Source organism: Chengkuizengella sediminis (genome assembly GCF_010078385.1).
GTDB classification, from domain to species: Bacteria; Bacillota; Bacilli; order Paenibacillales; family KCTC-33759; genus Chengkuizengella; species Chengkuizengella sediminis.
Genome location: NZ_SIJC01000005.1, coordinates 67,964 through 88,637, shown reverse-complemented (window position 1 = coordinate 88,637; position 20,674 = coordinate 67,964). Strand labels below are relative to the sequence as shown.

Sequence of the window (20,674 nt, the reverse complement as noted above, 5' to 3'; positions counted from 1 at the left end):
TCTCCTTTTAAAACAATTATTTATTTTGATAACGCAAACACATTTCACTCGCAAGTTTATAAATCTCATTTTTCATTGATTCTGGTTCTATCACTTCAGCGTTTAAGCCAAGGGAGAAGAAGTATTGCACTGAATAATCCCACTCTGTGGTGGGACACATATAATCAATTTCCCATGCATCTTCAGTAACATTTTTAACAAGATGTCCGATATGAGGGTCTTGTTCTGTCATTAATGCACCTTGATAAGTTAACTTTACTATGACACGTATCGAAGGTTCCGTTAGTTTTGTTTCTTTTGAATTTTTATTAGGTAGATTAGGTAGATTTAGATCCTTAGATTGAATCACTTCAATTTGATCTATACGATCTACTCTAAAGGTTCTTACTTCTTGATGATGATTAGAATAGGCTTCGCTGTACCAAAATCCATGAGCAGTATAAATTCTTATGGGAACGATTTGTGACCACCGATTATGTTTTTTTGAACGATATAGGATGTTGAGCCATTTAGCGTCTGTAGTGTATTCCAATAAAGGCATTAGAAAGGGGGTTTTATAGTTCCTATTTGGAATTTCTACTTCTACATGATTAAGTATTGGATCTATTTGTTGTAATGTCTCTTCAGGTAATATAGCTTTGATTTTATCAATTACTGTCCACCTTTCTTGGTTAAATGGTGTGTCAGGTATTCTCGTCATAGCTTGGAGTGCAAAGAGAATCGTTAAAGCCTCTTTGGAATCGAACTGTAGTGGGGATAATTGATAACCCTCCATCAGACGAAAACCACCATTTGGACCAGTTGTTGAATATAATGGAATTCCCATCTCAGAAAGTGACTGCATATCTCGTAAAATGGTTCTTTTTGATACCTCAAATTTATCAGCTAATGACTGAGCCGTTTCAGGTCGTTGCTGTAATGAGATGAGAATAGCCATGATTCTATCGGTCCTTTTCAAGATCGTGGTCACCTCCTTATCCTACAAACATCATAACATGGTATTAGTGACACCTTGTTTGTCACTAATTATAAATTAGTTTTTATAGTTTTTTATATTAAAATTTGTTGGTAGGAATAGACGAGAATTTAATCCATTTTTAAAACTTTATATCAATGTAGCAAGTTTAATATTAGAAGAACTTAGATGTTATAATGAAACATATTAAAGTATTCCAAATTTAATGGGGGACGCTAGCATTAAGATGTAATAATTAAGGAGCGTTGGAAATGAAAAGTATAGTAACTCCTAAACTTCCATTAACAGACAATGAAAGAAGAATCCTTCGTAAAATGAAAATTAGATTAAATCAAATACATACTTTTGAACCTGATGATTTAAAAAAGTTATTAGAAATATCACCAGATCACGCACAATATTTAGTAGCTTTAGCTTCTTTCCAACAAATTCCTTCTATTGGAGCTAAATTAGCAACGGATATTATAGAAAACCTTGGGATTTATACATTGGAAGAACTAAAAAAATACGATGGATCACAATTATTAGATGAATTTGAAAAGAATTTAAATTATTGGACTGACCCCTGTGTAGAAGACCATTTTCGCTGTTTAATATATCACGCAAAATATCCTGGTAGTGACAGGAAATGGTTTGATTTTACTGAAGAACGGAAAAAATTTAGAATGAAACATGGATATCCAGAAACAAGACCCAAAGTAGGGTGGCAGGAAATGAAAAAAGATCACTAAATTATGATGAATTTATTTAGATAATCTTTAACACTATAAAATAAATAATAGAAAGGTGAATCAAGTTGACATATCAAAGAAATTTTATTGCTGATATTTTTGAGAATAATTGGGTATCTATGTTTTTGTTTTGGACTTATTCTTTGGATTATTATAGTGGTTGAGTTTGGAATGCTAGAAGGAATAGAAGTAATGTTAGGTTTTGGGGTTTCTGGTATAGTTTTTCTAGATATTTCTGAAGTAATAAATCTTTTACAAGAGATTTATAATCAAGGAGAGATTAGATTAAGAAGTGTCCAAACAGAACCTACTTCGCAAAACATGAAAGTAAGCCAGTTTCAAAATCAGAGCACACAAATTCAGCTTATGAAACTACAAATTCGATAGTTTGGCCTTCTGATGCTGATGAAATTAATAAGTTCTATAGAACAAAAACAAAAGAAATGAAGATTGTGAAGATTAAGGAGATTTTAGCAACCACTAAGGAAGATTATTATATGGTTCGATTTGAAGATGGTAGTTCTGAGGTCGTTTTGTTAGGTGGGGCTAACCTTAGGGTGGTTGAATCTTTTAAAGCCTAGTCAAAATACTAGGAGGGAGCTATAAGAGTGTTTTCTTTTATTACGTAATAGAATTAAAGAAAAGGAATTAAAAAGTAAATAGTAATCTAAATAAGGAATTGATGTTATGAGTTTTAGCTTTTACTTCTTTTTATTTATATCTGGATTCATTACATTATTAATTGGATATATTGTTGTAAGGACATTTCTAAAAAAAGAAATTCCTGATAATCCATATACTCCATTTGACTATATAACTGGTCAGTCAGATGTTGAATTTCGTGATGAAAAAGAAGAAATTGAACAGGATAATGATGAAGATGGAGAAAAAAGATAGAATAAAATTATGGTAGGGTGAATGATTAAAAATTAAAATTAAAATTAAAATAAATCCAACTTCAAAGTGTGATCTATGTGAATAGTAATAAAATAAACTTTAATAGGGAAGGGCATGAAAATGTATTTACGAGAAATTATAAAACTTAACGAAAAAATACAAAATTCCAACCAATATCCATTTAATATTCCAACCATTAAAGCACTAGATAACTTATCTTTAACGAAGAATGTAACGTTTTTTGTGGGAGAAAATGGTTCAGGAAAGTCTACACTACTTGAGGCAATTGCTTATCAGTGTGAATTTAATACTGCGGGTGGTAGCAGAAATAATACTTATGAAGTAGACTCTTCAGAGGCAAGGTTAGGGGATTATGTTCGGCTTTCATGGATGCCTAAAATGAACAGAGGATTTTTCCTGCGTGCAGAATCATTTTATCACTTCGCTTCTCATATTGATGAGCTAGCTGAAGAAGACCCTGGTATTTACAGTTATTACGGTGGAAAGTCCCTCCATGAACAATCACATGGAGAGTCTTTTTTGTCTTTGTTTAAAAGTCGGTTTGGACAATCAGGTATATATCTTTTAGATGAACCAGAGGCTGCTCTTTCACCAGCAAGGCAATTAGCTTTTTTAAGTATTATTCATGAATTACAGAAACATGCGCAGTTAATTATCGCTACACATTCTCCAATATTAATGGGGTATCCAAACGCAGATATTTTTAATTTTGATGATACACCTATCAGACAAATCAACTATGAGGATACAAATCATTATCAAATTTCTAGAAGGTTTTTGGAAAACAGAAACAGGTATCTAAGAGAGTTAATGGATTAAGGGAATTCGTAGAAATAATAAAAAAGATTTAAACAATGTTATAGTTAAGGAATTGGATACGATTAAGTGGCTCTGTAGAAAAAAACTAGTACTTACATAAATAATGAAAATAGGAGGATATTACTATTGATGAAAAAGTTAGGGTTCATTTTAATCATTTTTTCTTTTATCTTTTATGGGCTGATATTGATCGTCCCTTTTTTAAATGTGAGCACAGGATTTAAAACTGCTGTTACAGGGATTTTAATTATTGTTGGTGAAATTTCATTTTGGGTTGGTGGATTGATACTAGGTAGAGAAGTTGTAAAGAAATATAGAAACTTTTTTAACATAAAAAAATGGTTTAAAAAAAATGAAAATGAAGGATCAGACTAAAAAAATGTAAAATTCCTTTTAAAAACAATTTTTACATAGATTAATTGTTCGATCATCATACATAATGAATTGTAGAACTAATGAAATATGTGAACATATTTGTGGTTTTAACAAAGGAGAATTTCGTATGGAGTTTTTACAATTTAAAGATGAATGCTTAACTGATGCTGCAAAATTATTGGCTACCCGTCACAAACGGGAACGAAAGCAATTTCCTGAACTCCCATCACAATTTGAACTTGAAGATGATGCACTTAAGGCAGTTGAAGCCGTTTGGGTAAAAGAAAATTCAGAGGGGATAGCTATTTTTGATAACAAACAAATGATAGGTTATCTGATAGGTACTTTTATTTCCAATGATATACGTGGTCGCCATATTTGGATTGATTATGCTGGGCTAGCTATTTCTGAAAATGTGCATGAGGAGTTATATAGAGACCTCTATACTAAAATTGCAGAGCAATGGGTACAATACGGTTGTTTTGACCACTATGTACTTGTTCCAGCTGGAAATCGTTCAATATTGGATGCGTGGTTAAAATTAGGGTTCTCATTTGAGCAGGTACACGCTTTATGTGATATCACAAATCAAGCTATGGAAATAGAAAATCAACACCCAATTGAAATTCGTTTAGCTATAAAATCAGATCAAAGTATACTCACTGATATAGGAGATTTAATCATGTCCCATCAAACCGGAGCACCTGTATGGGCTGCAGTTTTACCAGAATACTTAACAGAAATAAAAAAAGGGTATGGTGGAATAGTAGAAGACTCAAATGCTAAATTATGGATAGCTTTTAAGGGGAATCAATTAATTGGTTTCCAAGGATATTGGGAAACTACAACAAGTAACTCTGATATGATGACACCTGATCGATGTATTGAATTAAGTATAGCTGGAACAAAAAAAGAAGAGAGAGGAAGAGGGATAGGTAAATTATTAACACAAAAAGGGTTTATGGAAGCAAAGGAAAATGGTTATCAGTATTGTATGTCAGATTGGAGAATGACTAACTTACAGTCATCTAGATTTTGGCCAAAACGTGGATTTTATCCTATTGCATATCGTTTAACAAGAAAAATTGACCATCGAATCATGTGGGCAAATGGCAAAATATAAATTAAAAGATATTAAAACTAAGAACCTAATTTGGATTTTTTTCCAAAAGAGGTTCTTTTTTTAGGATAACTTAGAGATATATGGCGTGTTATTGATCTAATTATTTTATATTTTAGGTTTATTTTTCTTTAAAAGTAATAAGTCTATATATACCTGACATTTGATATAAAAATTATCAAAGTCAATGGATGTTAGATCAATAATTTGTTTTAATCTATAATTCATCGTATTAGGATGAATGAATAGTTCTTCAGCTGTCCGTTTTAATTTGCAGTTGTTTTTTAAATAAATTTCTAATGTTCGAATAAGATTTGTATTATTTTTGTTGTCGTAATTTTGCAAAGTTAAGATCATTTCATTTTCATAACGTTCTTGAACATTTCGCTCATGTATCGTAGAGATATATCGGTATATTCCTAGATCTTTATTTTCAATAGGTACTTCATTATCATTTCGATCTACAAATTCTGTTGATTGAATAACCTCTAATGCTTCAACATAACTTTTCCGTAACTTTCCTAATTTATCATATTCATTTCCCATTCCAATCAACAGTTTCTTACGTTGCTCTTCATTTAATATATCACGTATATTTCGAATCAGCATTCTAGCATTATCATATGTGAGATATTCTTTGTCAGATTCACTCCCTATAATGACAATCGTTTGATTGTTTTCATTTAAAACGATGGCATTAGGTTTAGCTTTTTGAAATTCCTTATTTAATACAGGTTTCATTAGATTTAACTCTTCATTATTATGAGCTGAAAATACAACTATAGTAAATCTTACAGGTAAGGTTATATTTGCAGTTTTGGCATGGTTTATTATTTGTTGTTCGTTGTCATCTTGGTTTAACAACTCAAACATCAATTGTTCTTTTGTGTTTTGATTAGAGTTTTTATCTTTTAGACGTTTGTATAATAATGTACCTATATGATTGGATACTTCTTTTAAGAAATGTAATTCTTCTTCGTTTAAAATAACATCGGCTTCTTGTACCCAAATATAACCGAGAATCTGTCCTTTATGTTTAGCACTGACAACGATTCGTTGATAAAGACCAAGCTCTTCGATTTCGTTAATTCGAATTGGGTCTGGGAATTTTTCTAGTTGCCGAAAGATACCATCCTTTTTTAAGCGATCTATTATAAACAAGGGGCATTTTTTGGATAAAATGGTTTTTTGTTGTGATGTATCAAAATGATAAGCAAATTTAGAACTATAGGAAATCAATTCAAAACTTTTATTTTCTATAATGAGCGGTTTTTTTAAAACTGAACTGATATGTTCGGTTAATAGATCAAGATCTTTAATTTCAAATGCTTCGCTCAATTGATTCGGCTCCATAACTCCGCTCCTCTAATAAAAAATGTTTTGTTTCTATATTTATCATCTTGAAAATTAACACAATTGTCAAGATATTGTTTCAAAGACTTTTATAAAGAAAAAATCTCTTGGAATTATGAACCAAGAGATTTGTTGCATACTCAAATTATGTAAACAAAATTAAGAGTTTGATTTTAGCATGCTTTCCATCTTTTCGAAGTTAGCTACGATGTTACTTTCAGGATTTTTTCCTATGAAACTAATGATCACTATCGTAATGAATCCCAATATAAACCCAGGCACGATTTCATATAAATCAAAAGGTATTATTGCTTCCTTGATTATAGCACCAGCATCATTTAATTCAGGTGTAGAAAGGAGCTTCCAGATAACAACTGTAGCCGCACCAACAATCATACCACCTAAAGCCCCATTCCGAGTCATTCTTTTCCAAAATAATGAGAGAATAATAATAGGACCAAATGCTGCTCCAAAACCTGCCCAAGCATAACTAACTAAATCAAGAACAGAACTTTCAGGATTAAAGGCAAGGAAAATGGCAATCAGTGCTATAACGAGTACTGAGATTCTTCCTACCCAAATTAATTCTTTAGAGGATGCAGAAGGACGAATTAATACCTTGTAAAAGTCTTCGGCAATGGCACTAGATGATACAAGTAATTGTGAATCAATCGTACTCATAATAGCTGACAAAATAGCTGCAAGTAAAAATCCTGAAACAACGGGGTGGAATAATACATTTGCTGCTTCTATAAAAACAGTTTCAGCATCCGTTAATGGAGCACCAGCAAAATAAGCTATTCCTACAAAACCAGTGAAGATAGCGCCAAATAATGAAATGACCATCCATGTCATACCTATAAATCTTGCTTTAGGTATTTCTTTTTGATGTTTTATAGCCATAAATCTTGTCAAAATATGAGGCTGCCCAAAATATCCTAATCCCCATGCCATTAATGAAATAATTCCTAAGAAACCAACACCACTAAAAACATCCAATCTGCTTGCATCAATTTCACCAATGCGCTGAATCGTTTCGTTCCATCCTCCCATATTTCCAATCATGACAATAGGAACGACAACCAGAGCTAGAAACATTAATATACCCTGAAAAAAATCGGTCCAGCTTACTGCTAGAAACCCACCTAACAGCGTATAAGAAATGATGACTAAAGCACCAACCCAAAGGGCGATCTGATATTCTAATCCGAATGTATTCTCAAAAAGAAGGGCTCCTCCCACTAAACCTGAAGATGTGTAGAAAGTAAAAAATAATAAAATAACAAATGCGGAGATCACTCGAAGGAGTTTAGAAGAATCTTGAAATCGGTTTTCGAAAAAATCTGGGATAGTAATTGAATCGTTTGCGATTTCTGTGTATACACGAAGTCTTTTAGCGACAAATTGCCAATTTAAATAGGCTCCAAGAGCGAGACCAACACATATCCAAGTGGCCTGCATACCGGCTGCATACGCATAACCCGGTAGTCCTAACAATAACCAACCGCTCATATCAGAGGCACCCGCACTTAAAGCAGCAACTGCACCTCCTAATCGTCTACCCCCCAGCACATAATCAGATAAGTTGTCCGTTTTTTTATAGGCAACCCAACCTATGATAAGCATACCAATTAAGTAAATAATAAATGTAGTTAAAGTCGCTCCACTAATCATATTAATTTCTCCTTTCTTTCAAATAAGAGATTAAACTAATTATCACCAATAACGGCATAGGCAGCAGTAACCAAAACCAAGTTGCGCCCGTTAATCCATAATCCATTTGACTCACCTCCGATGATAATAGGTTTTGAGAAAACGCTTTCATTTAATTGTATGAAATATATTCTTACCCTTATGATAGATGAACAAAAGAAAAAAAACTACCTTGAGAGAGTATAATTCATATTCTTCAAGGTAGCTGTTATTAAAATTTTATATCTTCACTTTTTGGGGTGTAGTTTCTTCTGGACCCCGCAAAAGTACTAGGTCGATCATAAACTGCCACCTCCATGTGGCAATTCCGACACCAGTTCATCCATGAACTGGGACTCCAATGATGCACCTCACTTTTGTGGGTATATTAATGTTCCCGGGGTCCCCGAAAAGTAATCGGCAATTACATCTCTAGACTATTCTTCACTTTTTGGGGTGTATTATAGTGTTTCACTGATTGTTTTAGGCAACATGTGTTGGACTAGGTAATCAGGACCGCCCGCTTTGGAATCTGTACCTGACATGTTGAATCCGCCAAACGGTTGATATCCAACGATAGCACCCGTACAGGTACGATTAAAGTATAGGTTACCAACATAGAAGTTTTCTTTTGCATACTCAATATGTTCACGGTCATTAGAAATTAATGCACCTGTTAAACCATATTCTGTATTGTTTGCTATTTCAATGGCTTCTTCAAAATCTGTTGCTTTTGCAAAAGCAACAACAGGTCCGAAGATTTCTTCTTGCATGATTCGAGCTTTAGGATCTACATCAGCAATAATAGTTGGTTCGATGAAGAATCCTTTTGAATCATCTCCATTTCCACCTAATACTAAACGACCTTCTTCTTTACCAACTTGAATATAGGACATAATTTTATCAAAGGAAGCTTGATCAATGACGGGTCCCATGTAAGTATTATAATCTGTAGGATCTCCAAGAATTTTATCTTTTGATATTTCAATGACTCTATTTAAGACTTCATCATATACATCTTGGTGGATTACTGCACGAGAACCTGCAGAACATTTTTGTCCGGAAAATCCAAAAGCGGATCTAAAAATGGATTCAGCAGCAACCTCTAAGTCGGCATTTTTATCAACAACAACGGTGTCTTTACCACCCATTTCAATAATCGTTCTCTTTAACCAAATTTGACCAGGGTTTACTTTTGATGCACGTTCAAAAATGCGAGTACCAACTTCACGTGAACCAGTAAAAGTAATTAAACTTGTTTTAGGATGATCGACTAAGAAGTCTCCAACTTCAGAACCACTACCTGGGCAAAAATTAACTACCCCTGCAGGGAGACCTGCTTCTTCTAATACTTCAACAAATTTATAAGCAACAACTGGTGTGCTACTTGCAGGTTTTAGTACAACTGTATTTCCAGTAACGATAGGAGCCACTGTAGTTCCTGCCATAATTGCAAATGGGAAGTTCCATGGGGAAATAACCACTGTTACTCCCGTTGGTGTATAAATATATTTATTGTATTCACCATCACGACTAGATACAGGAGTTCCATCCTTTAATCTTATCATTTCTCTAGCATAATATTCTAAGAAATCAATTGCTTCGGCTGTATCAGCATCAGCTTCATTCCAAGGTTTACCGGATTCTTTGATTAAAAGTGCAGAGAATTCAGCTTTTCTTCTGCGGATGATTGCAGCTGCACGGAATAAGATATCAGCGCGAGCTTCTGGATTCCACTTTTTCCAAGTTTTAAAGGCAGCTTCTGCTGCATTGATCGCTTCACCAGCAAGTTCTTGGTTCGCTTTTGAAACCGTACCAATCACTTCATTTTTATTAGCTGGATTGTAGGAAACAATTTTACTTTCTGTTTTAATTCGCTCACCGTTAATAATAAGTTCATAATCGTTACCGAATTCTTCCTCAACTTGTTGTAAAGCTGCTTTCATTTCTTGTTGGTTACTTTCCTTTGAAAAATCTAAAAATGGTTCGTGTTTATAAGGTCTCATATTATTTCTCTCCTTTTATAAATGCTAATTAATGTTTTTAATGAATCAAAGTTTCCCATAAAATGTTAATAGGGATATTTTGTTCTAGAATCCCCGAAAATATTCTCAAAAGTAGGAGTACGTACATACATTTAAACTCACTAACTTTTTGGTAATATTAGTTTTTAAATAGTCCTTTTGCTACAAAAGCAACATTGGCAGGTCTTTCCGCAAGTCTTCTCATAAAATAACCATACCAATCGTTTCCATAAGGTACGTATACTCTCATTTTATAATCTTGTTTAATTAGTTCAAGTTGTGTTTGTGTTCTCATCCCGTATAACATTTGAAATTCAAACAAATCACGACTGATATTATTTTCTTCAGCAAATTGTTTTGTAAAGTTAATGATTTGATCATCATGAGTTGCAATGGCAGTATAATTACCATTAGTGAGATGGTCTTTTATCATTTGTTTTAAGTTTTTGTCAACATCCTTTTTTTCTTGATATGCTACATCAGCAGATTCCTTATATGCTCCCTTTACCAGACGTAAATTAGGTAAAAGAGTCTTCAAGTCATTGATATCTTCTGTGGATCGATATAAATAGGATTGGATGACGGTACCTACATTATCAAACTCTGCTTTTAACCCTTTAAATATATCTAGCGTTGCTTGACATCTTGTTTCATCTTCCATATCAATCGTTACAAAAACGTCATGTTTTTTAGCTTCATTTAAAATAGACCGCATATTTTCAAATACTAAGTTATAATCAATATCCAACCCAAGGGATGTAAGTTTTACGGATGTTTGTGAGTCAAGGTTTTCTTTTGCAATGGTTTGAATTGTATGGATTTCTTGAGCTGTACGTTCATGTGTTTCATCAATGGAATTTACAAATTCACCAAGATGATCTACAGTTGTGCACAAACCCATTTTATTTAATTTTTTAATGACTGGTACTGTACGATCAAAATCTATTCCTCCAACCACTTTTAGAGCACCGAATTTTAAACCGTAACGTTTTGCCATTTTGTTTAAAGATTTATTTTTAGATAAGTATAAGAAAAAGTTTCTAGATAGCGCTTCCACAGTATTTAACCTCCTTTTCTTAATAGTTGGACAATCGCACAGTCATAGTTTGCTATTTTAGTCTGTTTTGGATTGAAGTTAATATATTTATTATATGTGTAGTGGCATTTATTGAACAATGTGTGGTGCAAACAATATTGTTGAAGACTTATTGTGGTTTAGACACAAATTCTAAAATGTTACATAATGAAAAATAAATTACATAGACTGGAAATATATGATGTTATATCATTTTTTTCTACTTTTTGGGTATTTGTGTATTCTTACATTTTATTTTAACTGAAAATTTACATTTTATTAATCTACCATTGACAGAGCTTGTACATAATTATAGAGAACAATACAGAAGGATGGATGCTATGAAAAAAGTTGAACTAGTTCAAATGTCAAAATCGTACAATTTTCCTACGAATGTTTTAGAAAATATTACTGTTAGCATTGAGCCAGGAGAATTTTTTGTACTTGTAGGTCCATCAGGTTGTGGGAAAAGTACTTTATTACGTATGATTGCAGGATTGGAAGACATTTCGGCTGGAAAGTTATTTATTGGAGAAAATTATGCCAACTTATTACGACCGAGTCAACGGGGGATCTCTTTTGTTTTTCAAAATTATGCCCTTTATCCTCATCTAACCGTAAGAGAAAATATTGTGTTTGGACTTCAGGCACAAAAGGTACCAAAGGGTGAAAGAAATAAAAGATGTAATGAAGTTGCAGAAATGTTAGGTTTAATCCCATTTTTAAAAAGAAAACCCCGTGAGCTATCTGGTGGACAACGTCAACGAGTAGCACTGGCTAGATCGATAGTAAGCCAGGCTCCAATCTGTTTGATGGACGAACCTCTTTCAAACTTAGATGCAAAACTTAGAGCACACATGCGTTCAGAAATTAAACAAATCCAACGTCGATTGGGTTTAACCATGATTTATGTTACCCATGATCAAGTAGAAGCGATGACCATGGGGGATCGGATAATGGTATTAAACGATGGAAAAATACAACAAATTGGTGATCCGCTACAGATTTATAATCATCCTGCTAATGCATTTGTCGCACAATTCATAGGGTCACCACCTATGAATTTGATTCAAGCAACTTTTAACAAACAAAAACAATCGATTCAAATTGGAGATCATCATGAGATTTTAGTTCCTTTATATGATGTAAGTAATATATCAAGTGATGACATTATCATTGGTATCAGACCAGAAAATATTCGTTTGTCTAGAAACGAACCTAATCATTTTTTAATCGAGGTCGTGAATGTGGAAGTGCTAGGTACTGAAACGATAATATTTTTTAAGTTAATGGATCAGCAGTGCTCCATAAAATGGAATGGACAATGGAGAATAGATGTTGGAGATCGTATCCCTGTTAGACTAGATTATCAGGTATTAAGTATATTTGACTCTAAAACGGGAATTGTTTTGAAAAAGCCTAATATTGATACTCATTATAAAATTAATGAGGTGAAACTATGAAACATCAAGGCTTCTGGTCTCGTTTCGTAAATGTTCGAATCGCACTTTTATATTTATTGCCATCCATTGTACTATTTAGTGTATTTGTATTTTATCCTATGTTTAAAACAGTATATCTAAGTTTCTTTTTAACAGATTTTCAGGGGAAGCCGGCAGAATTCGTAGGTTTAGAAAATTTCAAATACTTAATAGAATCTAAAAGCTTTCATAAAAGTATAAAGGCTACTTTATTATTTGTTATATATACCGTGCCCATAAGTATCTTGATAGCACTTTTTTTAGCCATTTTAGCAAATGAAAAACTGAAGGGAATCGGTGTGTTTCGCACTTTGTTTTCCTCAACTATGGGGATGTCCGTAGCTGCTTCTTCTGTTATCTGGTTGTTTTTATTTCACCCTAGCATAGGAGCAATTAATCGTTTTTTATCTATTTTTGATATTCAAGCTATCGAATGGTTAGTAGACCCGAGTTGGGCACTTATCTCCATATCTATCACAACCATTTGGATGAATACGGGTTTTACCTTTTTAATCTTACTCGGTGGATTACAAAATATAGATGAAAGTTTATATGAAAGTGCATCGATTGATGGTGCTAGTTATTGGTATAAACTGAGGCGTATAACGATTCCTATGTTATCACCAACACTCTTTTTCATCATTACGATCTCGTTAATTAATGCTTTCCAGACCTTTGGGCAAGTAGATATTTTAACAAAAGGAGGTCCAGCTGAATCTACAAATTTAATTGTTTACTCCATTTATCGAGAAGCATTTATCAATTATCAATTTGGAACAGCAAGCGCCCAGGCTATCGTTCTCTTTTTCTTTATTTTAATTGTTACGATTTTACAATTTAAATTTGGTGAAAAGAGGGTGTTTTATCAATGAATACGGTAAATAAATGGGTGGTTTATCCTCTGTTAATAATTTGTTCTATATGTTTGATTTTTCCAATTTGTTATGCTTTTTTTATTAGTCTTATGGATGGTGGGGATATTCTTCAAGGTCAAATTCTTCCCAGATCTGTAACTTATCAAAACTATATCGATGCATTTGAAAGCGTTCCTCTTTTGCACTATTTATGGAATAGCTTCATCGTTTCAATAACTGTAACAATTGGCATGTTAGTTGTTTCAAGCCTTGCTGCATTTACGTTTGTTTTTATTCCTTTTCATGGGAGAAATATTGTGTTTTTTATTTTTATTTCAACGATGATGATTCCTTGGGAGGCAACGATGATTCCAAACTTTTTGACCATACAGAAATTAGGTTGGATTAACTCGTATGAAGGATTAACCATCCCATTTTTCGCGTTGGCTTTTGGCACATTTTTATTGAGACAGCATTTTAAAATTATTCCGTTAGAATTGTATGAAGCCTCACAGGTTGCTGGTTTAAGTCGATTTAAGTTTTTTTATAAAATTGTATTACCTGTTTCAAAAACCAGTTTAGTCACTTTAGGAGCGTATGGATTTTTAACTACTTGGAATATGTACTTATGGCCACTTCTAGTGACGAGTAATGATTCTGTAAGAACTGTGCAAATTGGTATTAAACAATTGCAGACACAGGAAATAGCAACGGAGTGGGGTGTGGTTATGGCGGGAGTCATCATCGTGATCATTCCAGCTTTATTGCTTTTATTTTTAGGACAAAAGCAATTACAAAAAGGTTTGACTCAAGGAGCAATTAAATAGAAGGAGAGGGATTTTAATTGAAAAAAATAGGTTATTCCATCATCATTTTATTATTGGTTCTCATTATGTCTGCTTGTTCAGAACAAACTTCTAAAAGTGAATCAACAAAAACGAATGAATCATCAGAGGAGCAGCAGGTAGGAAATAAAGATGGAGATAAAACGCAAGTAATCTTCTGGCATTCCATGGGGGGAACATTGCAAGAAACGTTAGATAGCCTTGTTAATAAGTACAATCAATCTCAAAACGAATATGAAATTGTTGCTGAATACCAAGGCTCATATGAAGAAGCTTTAACTAAACTACGGAGTGTAGGTGGTACAGATGATGCGCCAGCTATAATGCAAACATTTGAAGTTGGAACAAAATATATGATTGATAGTGGTTTTTTTGAACCGATCCAAACTTTTATTGATAAAGAAGATTACGATATGGATTTATTGGAAGAGAACATTGTTAATTACTACAAAGTTGAGGGGAAATTTTACTCTATGCCATTTAATTCATCAACACCTGTTTTAATTTATAATAAGGATGCTTTTACTGAAGTTGGTTTAGAAGCGGATAAAGCACCACGTACATATAGTGAGATCAAAGAAGCAGCTAAAAAATTAACTACTGTGAATGGTAATGTCACAGATCGATACGGTTTTTCAATGTTGACATATGGTTGGTTTTTTGAACAGCTCCTAGCAACACAAGGAGGGTTATATGTAGATGAAAACAATGGGCGTTCGGGTGATGCAGAAAATGCATTGTTCAATGGTGAAGAAGGACTGAGAATTTTTAATTTATTAAACGATATGAATAAAGCAGGGACGTTTGGTAATTTTGGATCCAATTGGGATGATATTCGTGCCGCTTTCCAATCTGGTAAGGTAGCTATGTATATGGATTCTTCGTCAGGAGTTCGTACTGCTATTGAAAATTCTCCTTTTGAAGTAGGGGTAGGATTTATTCCTTTTCCTGATAATATGGTACCTCAAGGGGTAGTGATAGGTGGCGCTTCGTTGTGGTTATCAAAAGAAATTGATGAGAGCATACAGGAGGGGGCATGGAATTTTATGAAATATTTGCAAACCCCAGAAATTCAAGCGATATGGCATGTTGAAACAGGATATTTTGCTATAACACCAGCGGCTTATGATGAGCAATTAGTGAAAGATGAGCATTCAAAATACCCACAGCTTAAAGTAACCGTTGAACAATTACAATCAACGAAGTCACAACCTGCAACACAAGGAGCGTTAATATCCGTATTTCCTGAATCAAGACAACAGGTTGTAACTGCGTTGGAAAATTTATATCAAGGAATGGCTCCACAGGAAGCATTAGACCAGGCAGCAAAAGGAACAGAACGTGCAATGGAAATAGCGAATCGTACGAAAAAATAAAGTGTAAAACACTAAATTTAATGAATAGAACAAGCGTTTGATTCGACAAAATGTGGTATAATATGTTAGCAATGGGATATAGCACTCACTGGTGATTGGCCCATCTCCTGAGAAAGGAGGTGACGCCATGGAAATTAATGATGCATTAATATTGATGATCATGTTCAGTATGCTTATTCTAACTTTACTTTCATACCTCAAAAAAAAATAATCCCCCATTAACCCAGTTTATGTTGGGGGACTATTCATCTTTATTACCGATCACCCTGAGGCAATCATTGTAAGACCGTAGATGCTGGCACATCTGCGGTCTTTATCAGTTTATTCATTTGTTCATAATCTGATACTCTTTTTTCAATTATACTTGTTTTAATATCATTATGAAATGATAATATTTATGATACATTTGACAAGTACTTTTTTCTTATGGGATTCCACCATTCTGATATCGATCGTTTTTGTTTCACTTTAAGAATTTATAAATATTTTAATGGAGTAAAGTATAAGTGCAACTACCCTTCTGTCTTCGCTTAAGGCTCGCCAATCGGCGAGTTTTCTTTACAGAAAACAGTCAGTGTACTTAAATTATCAAGTATACATTGTTTTTCATTTCGAATAAAATAAAAGATAAGTGTCTAATAAAGGGGGAGTTTTATGCCATCAGGAATAGGATTCATCTTTATATTTTTTATATTAATATGTGTACTTATTATTGTTTCAAATTTAATATTTGGAGACAGTAAGAGAAGTTCTAATCGATCACATGACTCAACTTCTCACTCCGGAGGTGGTGATAGTAACGTTGGTGACTTCGGCGGTGGAGATGGTGGTGGAGGAGATTAATTCTCTCCTCTTTTCCAGTAATAAATATGTTTCATATTCATATGCTAGATGAAACTAAAGTAAAGGTGGGGAAACAAATGAAAGGGAAATACATGTTTGGAATCATCGTGATTATCATGGGCGTATTTCTATTATTAAATAGTACGGAAATCATAGATTTGAATTTAGGCTATTTATTTAGAAATTTTTGGCCACTGATATTAGTTTTTTTAGGTATATTAAATATGTTGAATCATTCAAATTCAAAATCTAGTGGTCTTATTCTTTTAACAATAGGTGTATTTTTTCAACTTCGAATATTAGATGTTTTTAATATTTTTGACTATGCTTCCTTTTGGCCTGTAATCCTTATCATCATAGGAATATGGATTATGTTTTCAAGGGGAGATAAGACATACAAAGGATATAATCCTAAAAAGGGTAAATCAAATGTGGATTCAAAAGATTCGATTAATACAATTGGGGCTTTCTCTGGTTCAGATTTAAAAAATGTATCACAAAATTTTAAAGGTGGAAGTATGGTTGTAGCGTTTGGTGATGTAAACTTGGATCTAAGAGACGCTAATATATCACAGGATGGAGTGACAATTGACGTAGTCGTTGCTTTTGGAGGAGCAGATATTATTGTCCCCGAAGGATGGAATATAGAATTGAAAGGAACTCCAATTTTTGGAGATTGGAGAAATAAAACTTATAACCGTTCAAGTAATTCAGAAGCTCCAACATTAATCCTTGATTGTGTTATTGTTTTTGGTGGATTAGAGATCAAAAATTAAAGATTCATAATTCAATGATTATGAAAGTGTTTATGTAGAATATTACTCTTACTTATTGAAGTTGTAATTAAAAATATATAGTAATAAATATAATTATTTATGAAACAAATGTGGAGGTTTAGTTTTTGAGTGAAGCAAATGTGATAAACAAATCAGACAAATTAAATACAGCAGAAACCTTAAAAACAGATTTTAAAAAATTAGGACTAAAAAAAGGTATGACTGTGATTGTTCACTCATCTTTAAGCTCATTAGGATGGGTAAGTGGAGGGTCAGTTGCAGTGGTACAAGCTTTGATGGATGTTCTTACAGAAGAAGGTACATTGATTATGCCAACTCATTCACCAAATCTTTCAGAACCTTCTTATTGGGAAAACCCTCCTGTTCCTGAAAACTGGTGGCAAGTAATTAGAGATACAATGCCTGCATTTGATCCTCAAATTACACCCACATGGTATATGGGGAAAATAGTTGAAACTTTTCGTGAATTTCCAAATGTAAAAAGGAGTTACCATCCTTTATATTCATTTGCTGCTTGGGGGAAACACGCTGAGAAAGTGACAAAAGAACATTCATTAGAAGATGGATTAGGTGAAATATCACCTCTTTCAAAAATATATGATTTGGATGGTTTTGTTTTATTACTTGGAGTAGATTATGAAAATAATACTTCATTTCATTTATCAGAAAATAGAGTACCCATACATACCCAAGAGGCTCAAGGTGCTCCAATTATAGAAGATGGTAAAAGAGTATGGAAAACATTTAGTCACATAGATATGGATTCTGATTGTTTTAATGAAATAGGTCAAGATTTTGAAAAAGATCACAATGTATGTAAAGGTCACATTGGAATGGCCAAAGCCAAATTATTTAAGCAAAAAGAATGTGTAGATTTTGGTGAGAATTGGTTAAGAGATAAAAACTTACATAAGGCACCTTAGTATAATTCTAAAAACATTGGGTTTTAACCTTATGAAGATTTTTACCTGATACCAATAAAAAGGACTGTAAAAATACAGTCCTTTTTATTATTCTATTTAAAATGAACAGTCTTGATAAAATGACATTGATTATTCTATGGTAAACTCTGAAGATTTTCCTTGATACTCATAAACTTTACCCGTTATGGTTTGATAAGCTCCATAATGTACGACTCGATACGTACCATCAACTGCATTAGTCGGAATATCCCATTCAACTGTTGATGATGAAGTTCCAAACAATGTAGATTCACGGTTCCATAGAAACTTTGTTTCCCAATCTCCATCATCAGCAATGACTTCCCATTCACCATTTATTAGTTGTTGTACCTCAAGATAGGTAGATTCAGTTCTAAAGTTATTGTTAGGGTGACCAGACCAAAAACTAGCTTTGACATTATCTCCAGCGTTGTAACTGGTGTTTACATCATCTTTGATATCACCAAAGTGTCTAAAAACTGGAGGGGCATCAAATATGATCCCTGGAAGGAGATAAACCTGCTCATCTGTTAAATCTTTTGGAATAGGTCCTGATTCAATATTTTCATTGTTAATAATGGCTTTTGAAAGTTTATCAAACTCTTGTAAGTACCCAGCTAATGTCCATTTTCCAAATAGTGTAGATGCTCCCTCATATTGTTGTTTTTCATATTCCTCAGGTGTTGTAACATAACTAGAATAAGAGTTAGATAAACCTGCAATTACAATATAGTTGTTGTTAAATTGTTCTGCCATGTTTTCTTGAACAAGATTTACTAATCTTCTACCAGACATCGTAGTGATTTCAGAAGGTACAGCTAGAATAGATAGTTGACCTATTTGAACCATTTGTAAAGGAATAATTTGTGGTGTCCAAGGGTCAGGTTTTACTTGGGAAGGGGCAAATAAAACAGGCTTAGGATAATGTTGTTCCCATAATTCAGGGTATAAGGAACCACTCATCTCCCCAATTTGTGGAACTAAGACCAGAAGGTCACGTGCATAAGTGATGATATTATCGTACCCATCTATTTTATACTCAGGTTGAGTCATTCCTTCTTCAAACATATCTATATCAGGTCTGCCATCCTCAGTTCCTGCTGCAAAAGAATAACCTAACGCAGAAGGATATGTTCTTTTAGCTTCTCCATCTGTATATTTTCCATCTATTTCTAAATTTGAAAAGTCTTTAAATTCATGTTTGGTAACAATGGGACCAGATATTCTAACGTGTGCAGTTTCACTTAAGGATTTTGCAGCTTCAAACTGGATTTCTCCCGATTTTTTAGTGCTTTCAAAGTCGTTATCTCCATAACCTACTCCATCTCCAAATATGTTTGGTGTTACATCACCTAAATTAGCTTGAGCAAATGCAGCTACGAATGTTTTATCATCACCATAGTTGGCTTGCATTTCTTTTTCATATAAATAGGAGGCGTAACCTTTGTTTTCACCTGAAATATAGTGATTATCTTGTCCCATGGAAACACCGTGTACTGCAAACCAATTGATAATACCTAGAAGTTCTCCCTGTACATTTCTAAAGTTTAAAAGTGTCATGGTTTTATCAACGTTATCATCATATTGATCTCGTTCATCTTTAGGATTGTTGTTATAGGCTTCTTCAGAACGATTAGCACTAGTTCCATCCACAAGTCCCTCATTAATTTCAATATAACCAGGTTCCAAATTTTCATGTGCTCTTACAATAGATTCATAAATTCCTTCGACGATGACGTTATAATTCTCTTCATGGAAACCAAAAGTACTTACATTGTACAACCCTTCATGAGCGTACCCTCCTGGACCACTGTGGTCATGTGTAGCACTTAACAATACATTATTATAGCCATACAAATCTCCATATCCGTTATCTTTTAATTTTTGAATAACACCTTGTGTGACAGAGTGGAAAATTTGACCAAGATCTGCACTTACAAAAACTACACTGTTCTCCGTTTCTTTTTCCTTCATAATAAATGCCCTTGATTTTAAACGGAAGTGGATACCTTTTGTAGTCATGGATGGATTTGCATATCCCATCATCACCACTTCTGCTGGGGGACCTGTGATGTCATAAACACCTGCACCTACGTAATAATCAAAATCATTGTTAGCGTAAACGCTTACATTTTTGCTCGTAGGTAAGTAAGAAAACAGAACAAAAAGCGCAAGTAAAACGATAAAACCTTGTTTTAAATACTTTAATGTCATCATTTCATCCTCCTTAAAAATTTTAAGATAAAGAAAAAAATTATGTAATGTATAAAATGTATGGACAAAGAATAATTATTATTTCAATATCTATTAAATAAAAAATTGAAATTATTTCATGTCCTATTAAAATATACCATAATTTTATACTATTTGGCTAATTTAGTATAGTAGTATAGATAAAAATGTTCAAAAAAAAATCTTGTGATACAAAATTCCATACTATTCACCTACCTTTTT

Annotated in this window: 21 protein-coding genes; 15 read left to right on the top strand and 6 right to left on the bottom strand. The window is 33.3% G+C overall.

Annotated elements, in window-relative coordinates:
* Nucleotides 1-16: 16 nt before the first annotated feature.
* Nucleotides 17-958, bottom strand: a complete 942-nt coding sequence (locus EPK97_RS11790) for a helix-turn-helix transcriptional regulator (RefSeq protein ID WP_162036823.1) — start codon at nt 956-958, stop codon at nt 17-19.
* Nucleotides 959-1,227: 269 nt separating this feature from the next.
* On the opposite strand from EPK97_RS11790, the gene EPK97_RS11785 reads away from it, so the two are divergent.
* The 7 genes from EPK97_RS11785 to EPK97_RS11760 all read left to right on the top strand — a co-directional run bounded on the left by EPK97_RS11785 (nt 1,228) and on the right by EPK97_RS11760 (nt 4,942).
* Complete coding sequence (locus EPK97_RS11785; RefSeq protein ID WP_162036822.1) at nt 1,228-1,707, top strand: helix-hairpin-helix domain-containing protein; 480 nt, start codon at nt 1,228-1,230, stop codon at nt 1,705-1,707.
* Between the two features lie 171 nt (nt 1,708-1,878).
* A complete protein-coding gene (locus EPK97_RS11780) occupies nt 1,879-2,094 on the top strand; it encodes a hypothetical protein (RefSeq protein ID WP_162036821.1) in 216 nt (71 codons plus the stop codon).
* Between the two features lie 65 nt (nt 2,095-2,159).
* Nucleotides 2,160-2,288 carry a hypothetical protein gene (locus EPK97_RS22220; RefSeq protein ID WP_276609497.1) on the top strand — a complete coding sequence of 43 codons (129 nt, stop codon included), beginning with the start codon at nt 2,160-2,162 and terminating at the stop codon, nt 2,286-2,288.
* A 106-nt stretch (nt 2,289-2,394) separates the two neighbouring features.
* Nucleotides 2,395-2,604 carry a DUF3951 domain-containing protein gene (locus tag EPK97_RS11775; RefSeq protein WP_162036820.1) on the top strand — a complete coding sequence of 70 codons (210 nt, stop codon included), beginning with the start codon at nt 2,395-2,397 and terminating at the stop codon, nt 2,602-2,604.
* Nucleotides 2,605-2,724: 120 nt separating this feature from the next.
* Nucleotides 2,725-3,444: an AAA family ATPase gene (locus EPK97_RS11770; protein ID WP_162036819.1), complete on the top strand. Its 720-nt coding sequence runs from the start codon at nt 2,725-2,727 to the stop codon at nt 3,442-3,444.
* A gap of 129 nt (nt 3,445-3,573) precedes the next feature.
* Complete coding sequence (locus EPK97_RS11765) at nt 3,574-3,819, top strand: transporter suffix domain-containing protein (RefSeq protein WP_240903807.1); 246 nt, start codon at nt 3,574-3,576, stop codon at nt 3,817-3,819.
* Between the two features lie 127 nt (nt 3,820-3,946).
* Nucleotides 3,947-4,942 carry a GNAT family N-acetyltransferase gene (locus tag EPK97_RS11760; protein WP_162036817.1) on the top strand — a complete coding sequence of 332 codons (996 nt, stop codon included), beginning with the start codon at nt 3,947-3,949 and terminating at the stop codon, nt 4,940-4,942.
* A 105-nt stretch (nt 4,943-5,047) separates the two neighbouring features.
* On the opposite strand, the gene EPK97_RS11755 is transcribed toward EPK97_RS11760, so the two are convergent.
* The 4 genes from EPK97_RS11755 to EPK97_RS11740 form a co-directional block, all read right to left on the bottom strand.
* Complete coding sequence (locus tag EPK97_RS11755) at nt 5,048-6,292, bottom strand: PucR family transcriptional regulator (RefSeq protein ID WP_162036816.1); 1,245 nt, start codon at nt 6,290-6,292, stop codon at nt 5,048-5,050.
* Nucleotides 6,293-6,451: 159 nt separating this feature from the next.
* Nucleotides 6,452-7,963, bottom strand: coding sequence for a sodium/proline symporter PutP (putP, locus tag EPK97_RS11750; protein WP_338075707.1), 1,512 nt, complete (start codon nt 7,961-7,963; stop codon nt 6,452-6,454).
* Between the two features lie 482 nt (nt 7,964-8,445).
* Entirely contained in the window at nt 8,446-9,990 is a 1,545-nt protein-coding gene (pruA, locus tag EPK97_RS11745; RefSeq protein ID WP_162036814.1) for an L-glutamate gamma-semialdehyde dehydrogenase, read from the bottom strand.
* A gap of 157 nt (nt 9,991-10,147) precedes the next feature.
* Nucleotides 10,148-11,065 (bottom strand): proline dehydrogenase family protein, encoded by a 918-nt coding sequence (locus EPK97_RS11740; protein WP_162036813.1) that lies wholly within the window; start codon nt 11,063-11,065, stop codon nt 10,148-10,150.
* Nucleotides 11,066-11,424: 359 nt separating this feature from the next.
* On the opposite strand from EPK97_RS11740, the gene EPK97_RS11735 reads away from it, so the two are divergent.
* The 8 genes from EPK97_RS11735 (at nt 11,425) to EPK97_RS11705 (ending at nt 18,202) form a co-directional block, all read left to right on the top strand.
* Complete coding sequence (locus EPK97_RS11735; RefSeq protein ID WP_162036812.1) at nt 11,425-12,546, top strand: ABC transporter ATP-binding protein; 1,122 nt, start codon at nt 11,425-11,427, stop codon at nt 12,544-12,546.
* Complete coding sequence (locus EPK97_RS11730) at nt 12,543-13,436, top strand: carbohydrate ABC transporter permease (protein WP_162036811.1); 894 nt, start codon at nt 12,543-12,545, stop codon at nt 13,434-13,436. Before EPK97_RS11735 ends, EPK97_RS11730 begins: the two co-directional genes overlap by 4 nt.
* Nucleotides 13,433-14,245 (top strand): carbohydrate ABC transporter permease, encoded by an 813-nt coding sequence (locus tag EPK97_RS11725; protein WP_162036810.1) that lies wholly within the window; start codon nt 13,433-13,435, stop codon nt 14,243-14,245. Before EPK97_RS11730 ends, EPK97_RS11725 begins: the two co-directional genes overlap by 4 nt.
* 17 nt (nt 14,246-14,262) lie before the next feature.
* Nucleotides 14,263-15,639: an ABC transporter substrate-binding protein gene (locus EPK97_RS11720; RefSeq protein WP_240903795.1), complete on the top strand. Its 1,377-nt coding sequence runs from the start codon at nt 14,263-14,265 to the stop codon at nt 15,637-15,639.
* A 127-nt stretch (nt 15,640-15,766) separates the two neighbouring features.
* On the top strand, nt 15,767-15,850 hold the full coding sequence (locus tag EPK97_RS22590; RefSeq protein WP_407925673.1) for a putative holin-like toxin: 84 nt from the start codon (nt 15,767-15,769) through the stop codon (nt 15,848-15,850).
* Nucleotides 15,851-16,293: 443 nt separating this feature from the next.
* Nucleotides 16,294-16,482, top strand: a complete 189-nt coding sequence (locus EPK97_RS11715; protein WP_162036809.1) for a hypothetical protein — start codon at nt 16,294-16,296, stop codon at nt 16,480-16,482.
* 77 nt (nt 16,483-16,559) lie between these two features.
* Nucleotides 16,560-17,258: a LiaF transmembrane domain-containing protein gene (locus EPK97_RS11710; RefSeq protein ID WP_162036808.1), complete on the top strand. Its 699-nt coding sequence runs from the start codon at nt 16,560-16,562 to the stop codon at nt 17,256-17,258.
* 125 nt (nt 17,259-17,383) lie between these two features.
* Entirely contained in the window at nt 17,384-18,202 is an 819-nt protein-coding gene (locus EPK97_RS11705) for an AAC(3) family N-acetyltransferase (protein WP_240903794.1), read from the top strand.
* A 129-nt stretch (nt 18,203-18,331) separates the two neighbouring features.
* Here the strand turns inward: EPK97_RS11705 and EPK97_RS11700 are convergent, their stop codons facing one another.
* Nucleotides 18,332-20,434 (bottom strand): neutral/alkaline ceramidase, encoded by a 2,103-nt coding sequence (locus EPK97_RS11700; protein WP_162036807.1) that lies wholly within the window; start codon nt 20,432-20,434, stop codon nt 18,332-18,334.
* Nucleotides 20,435-20,674: the final 240 nt, after the last annotated feature.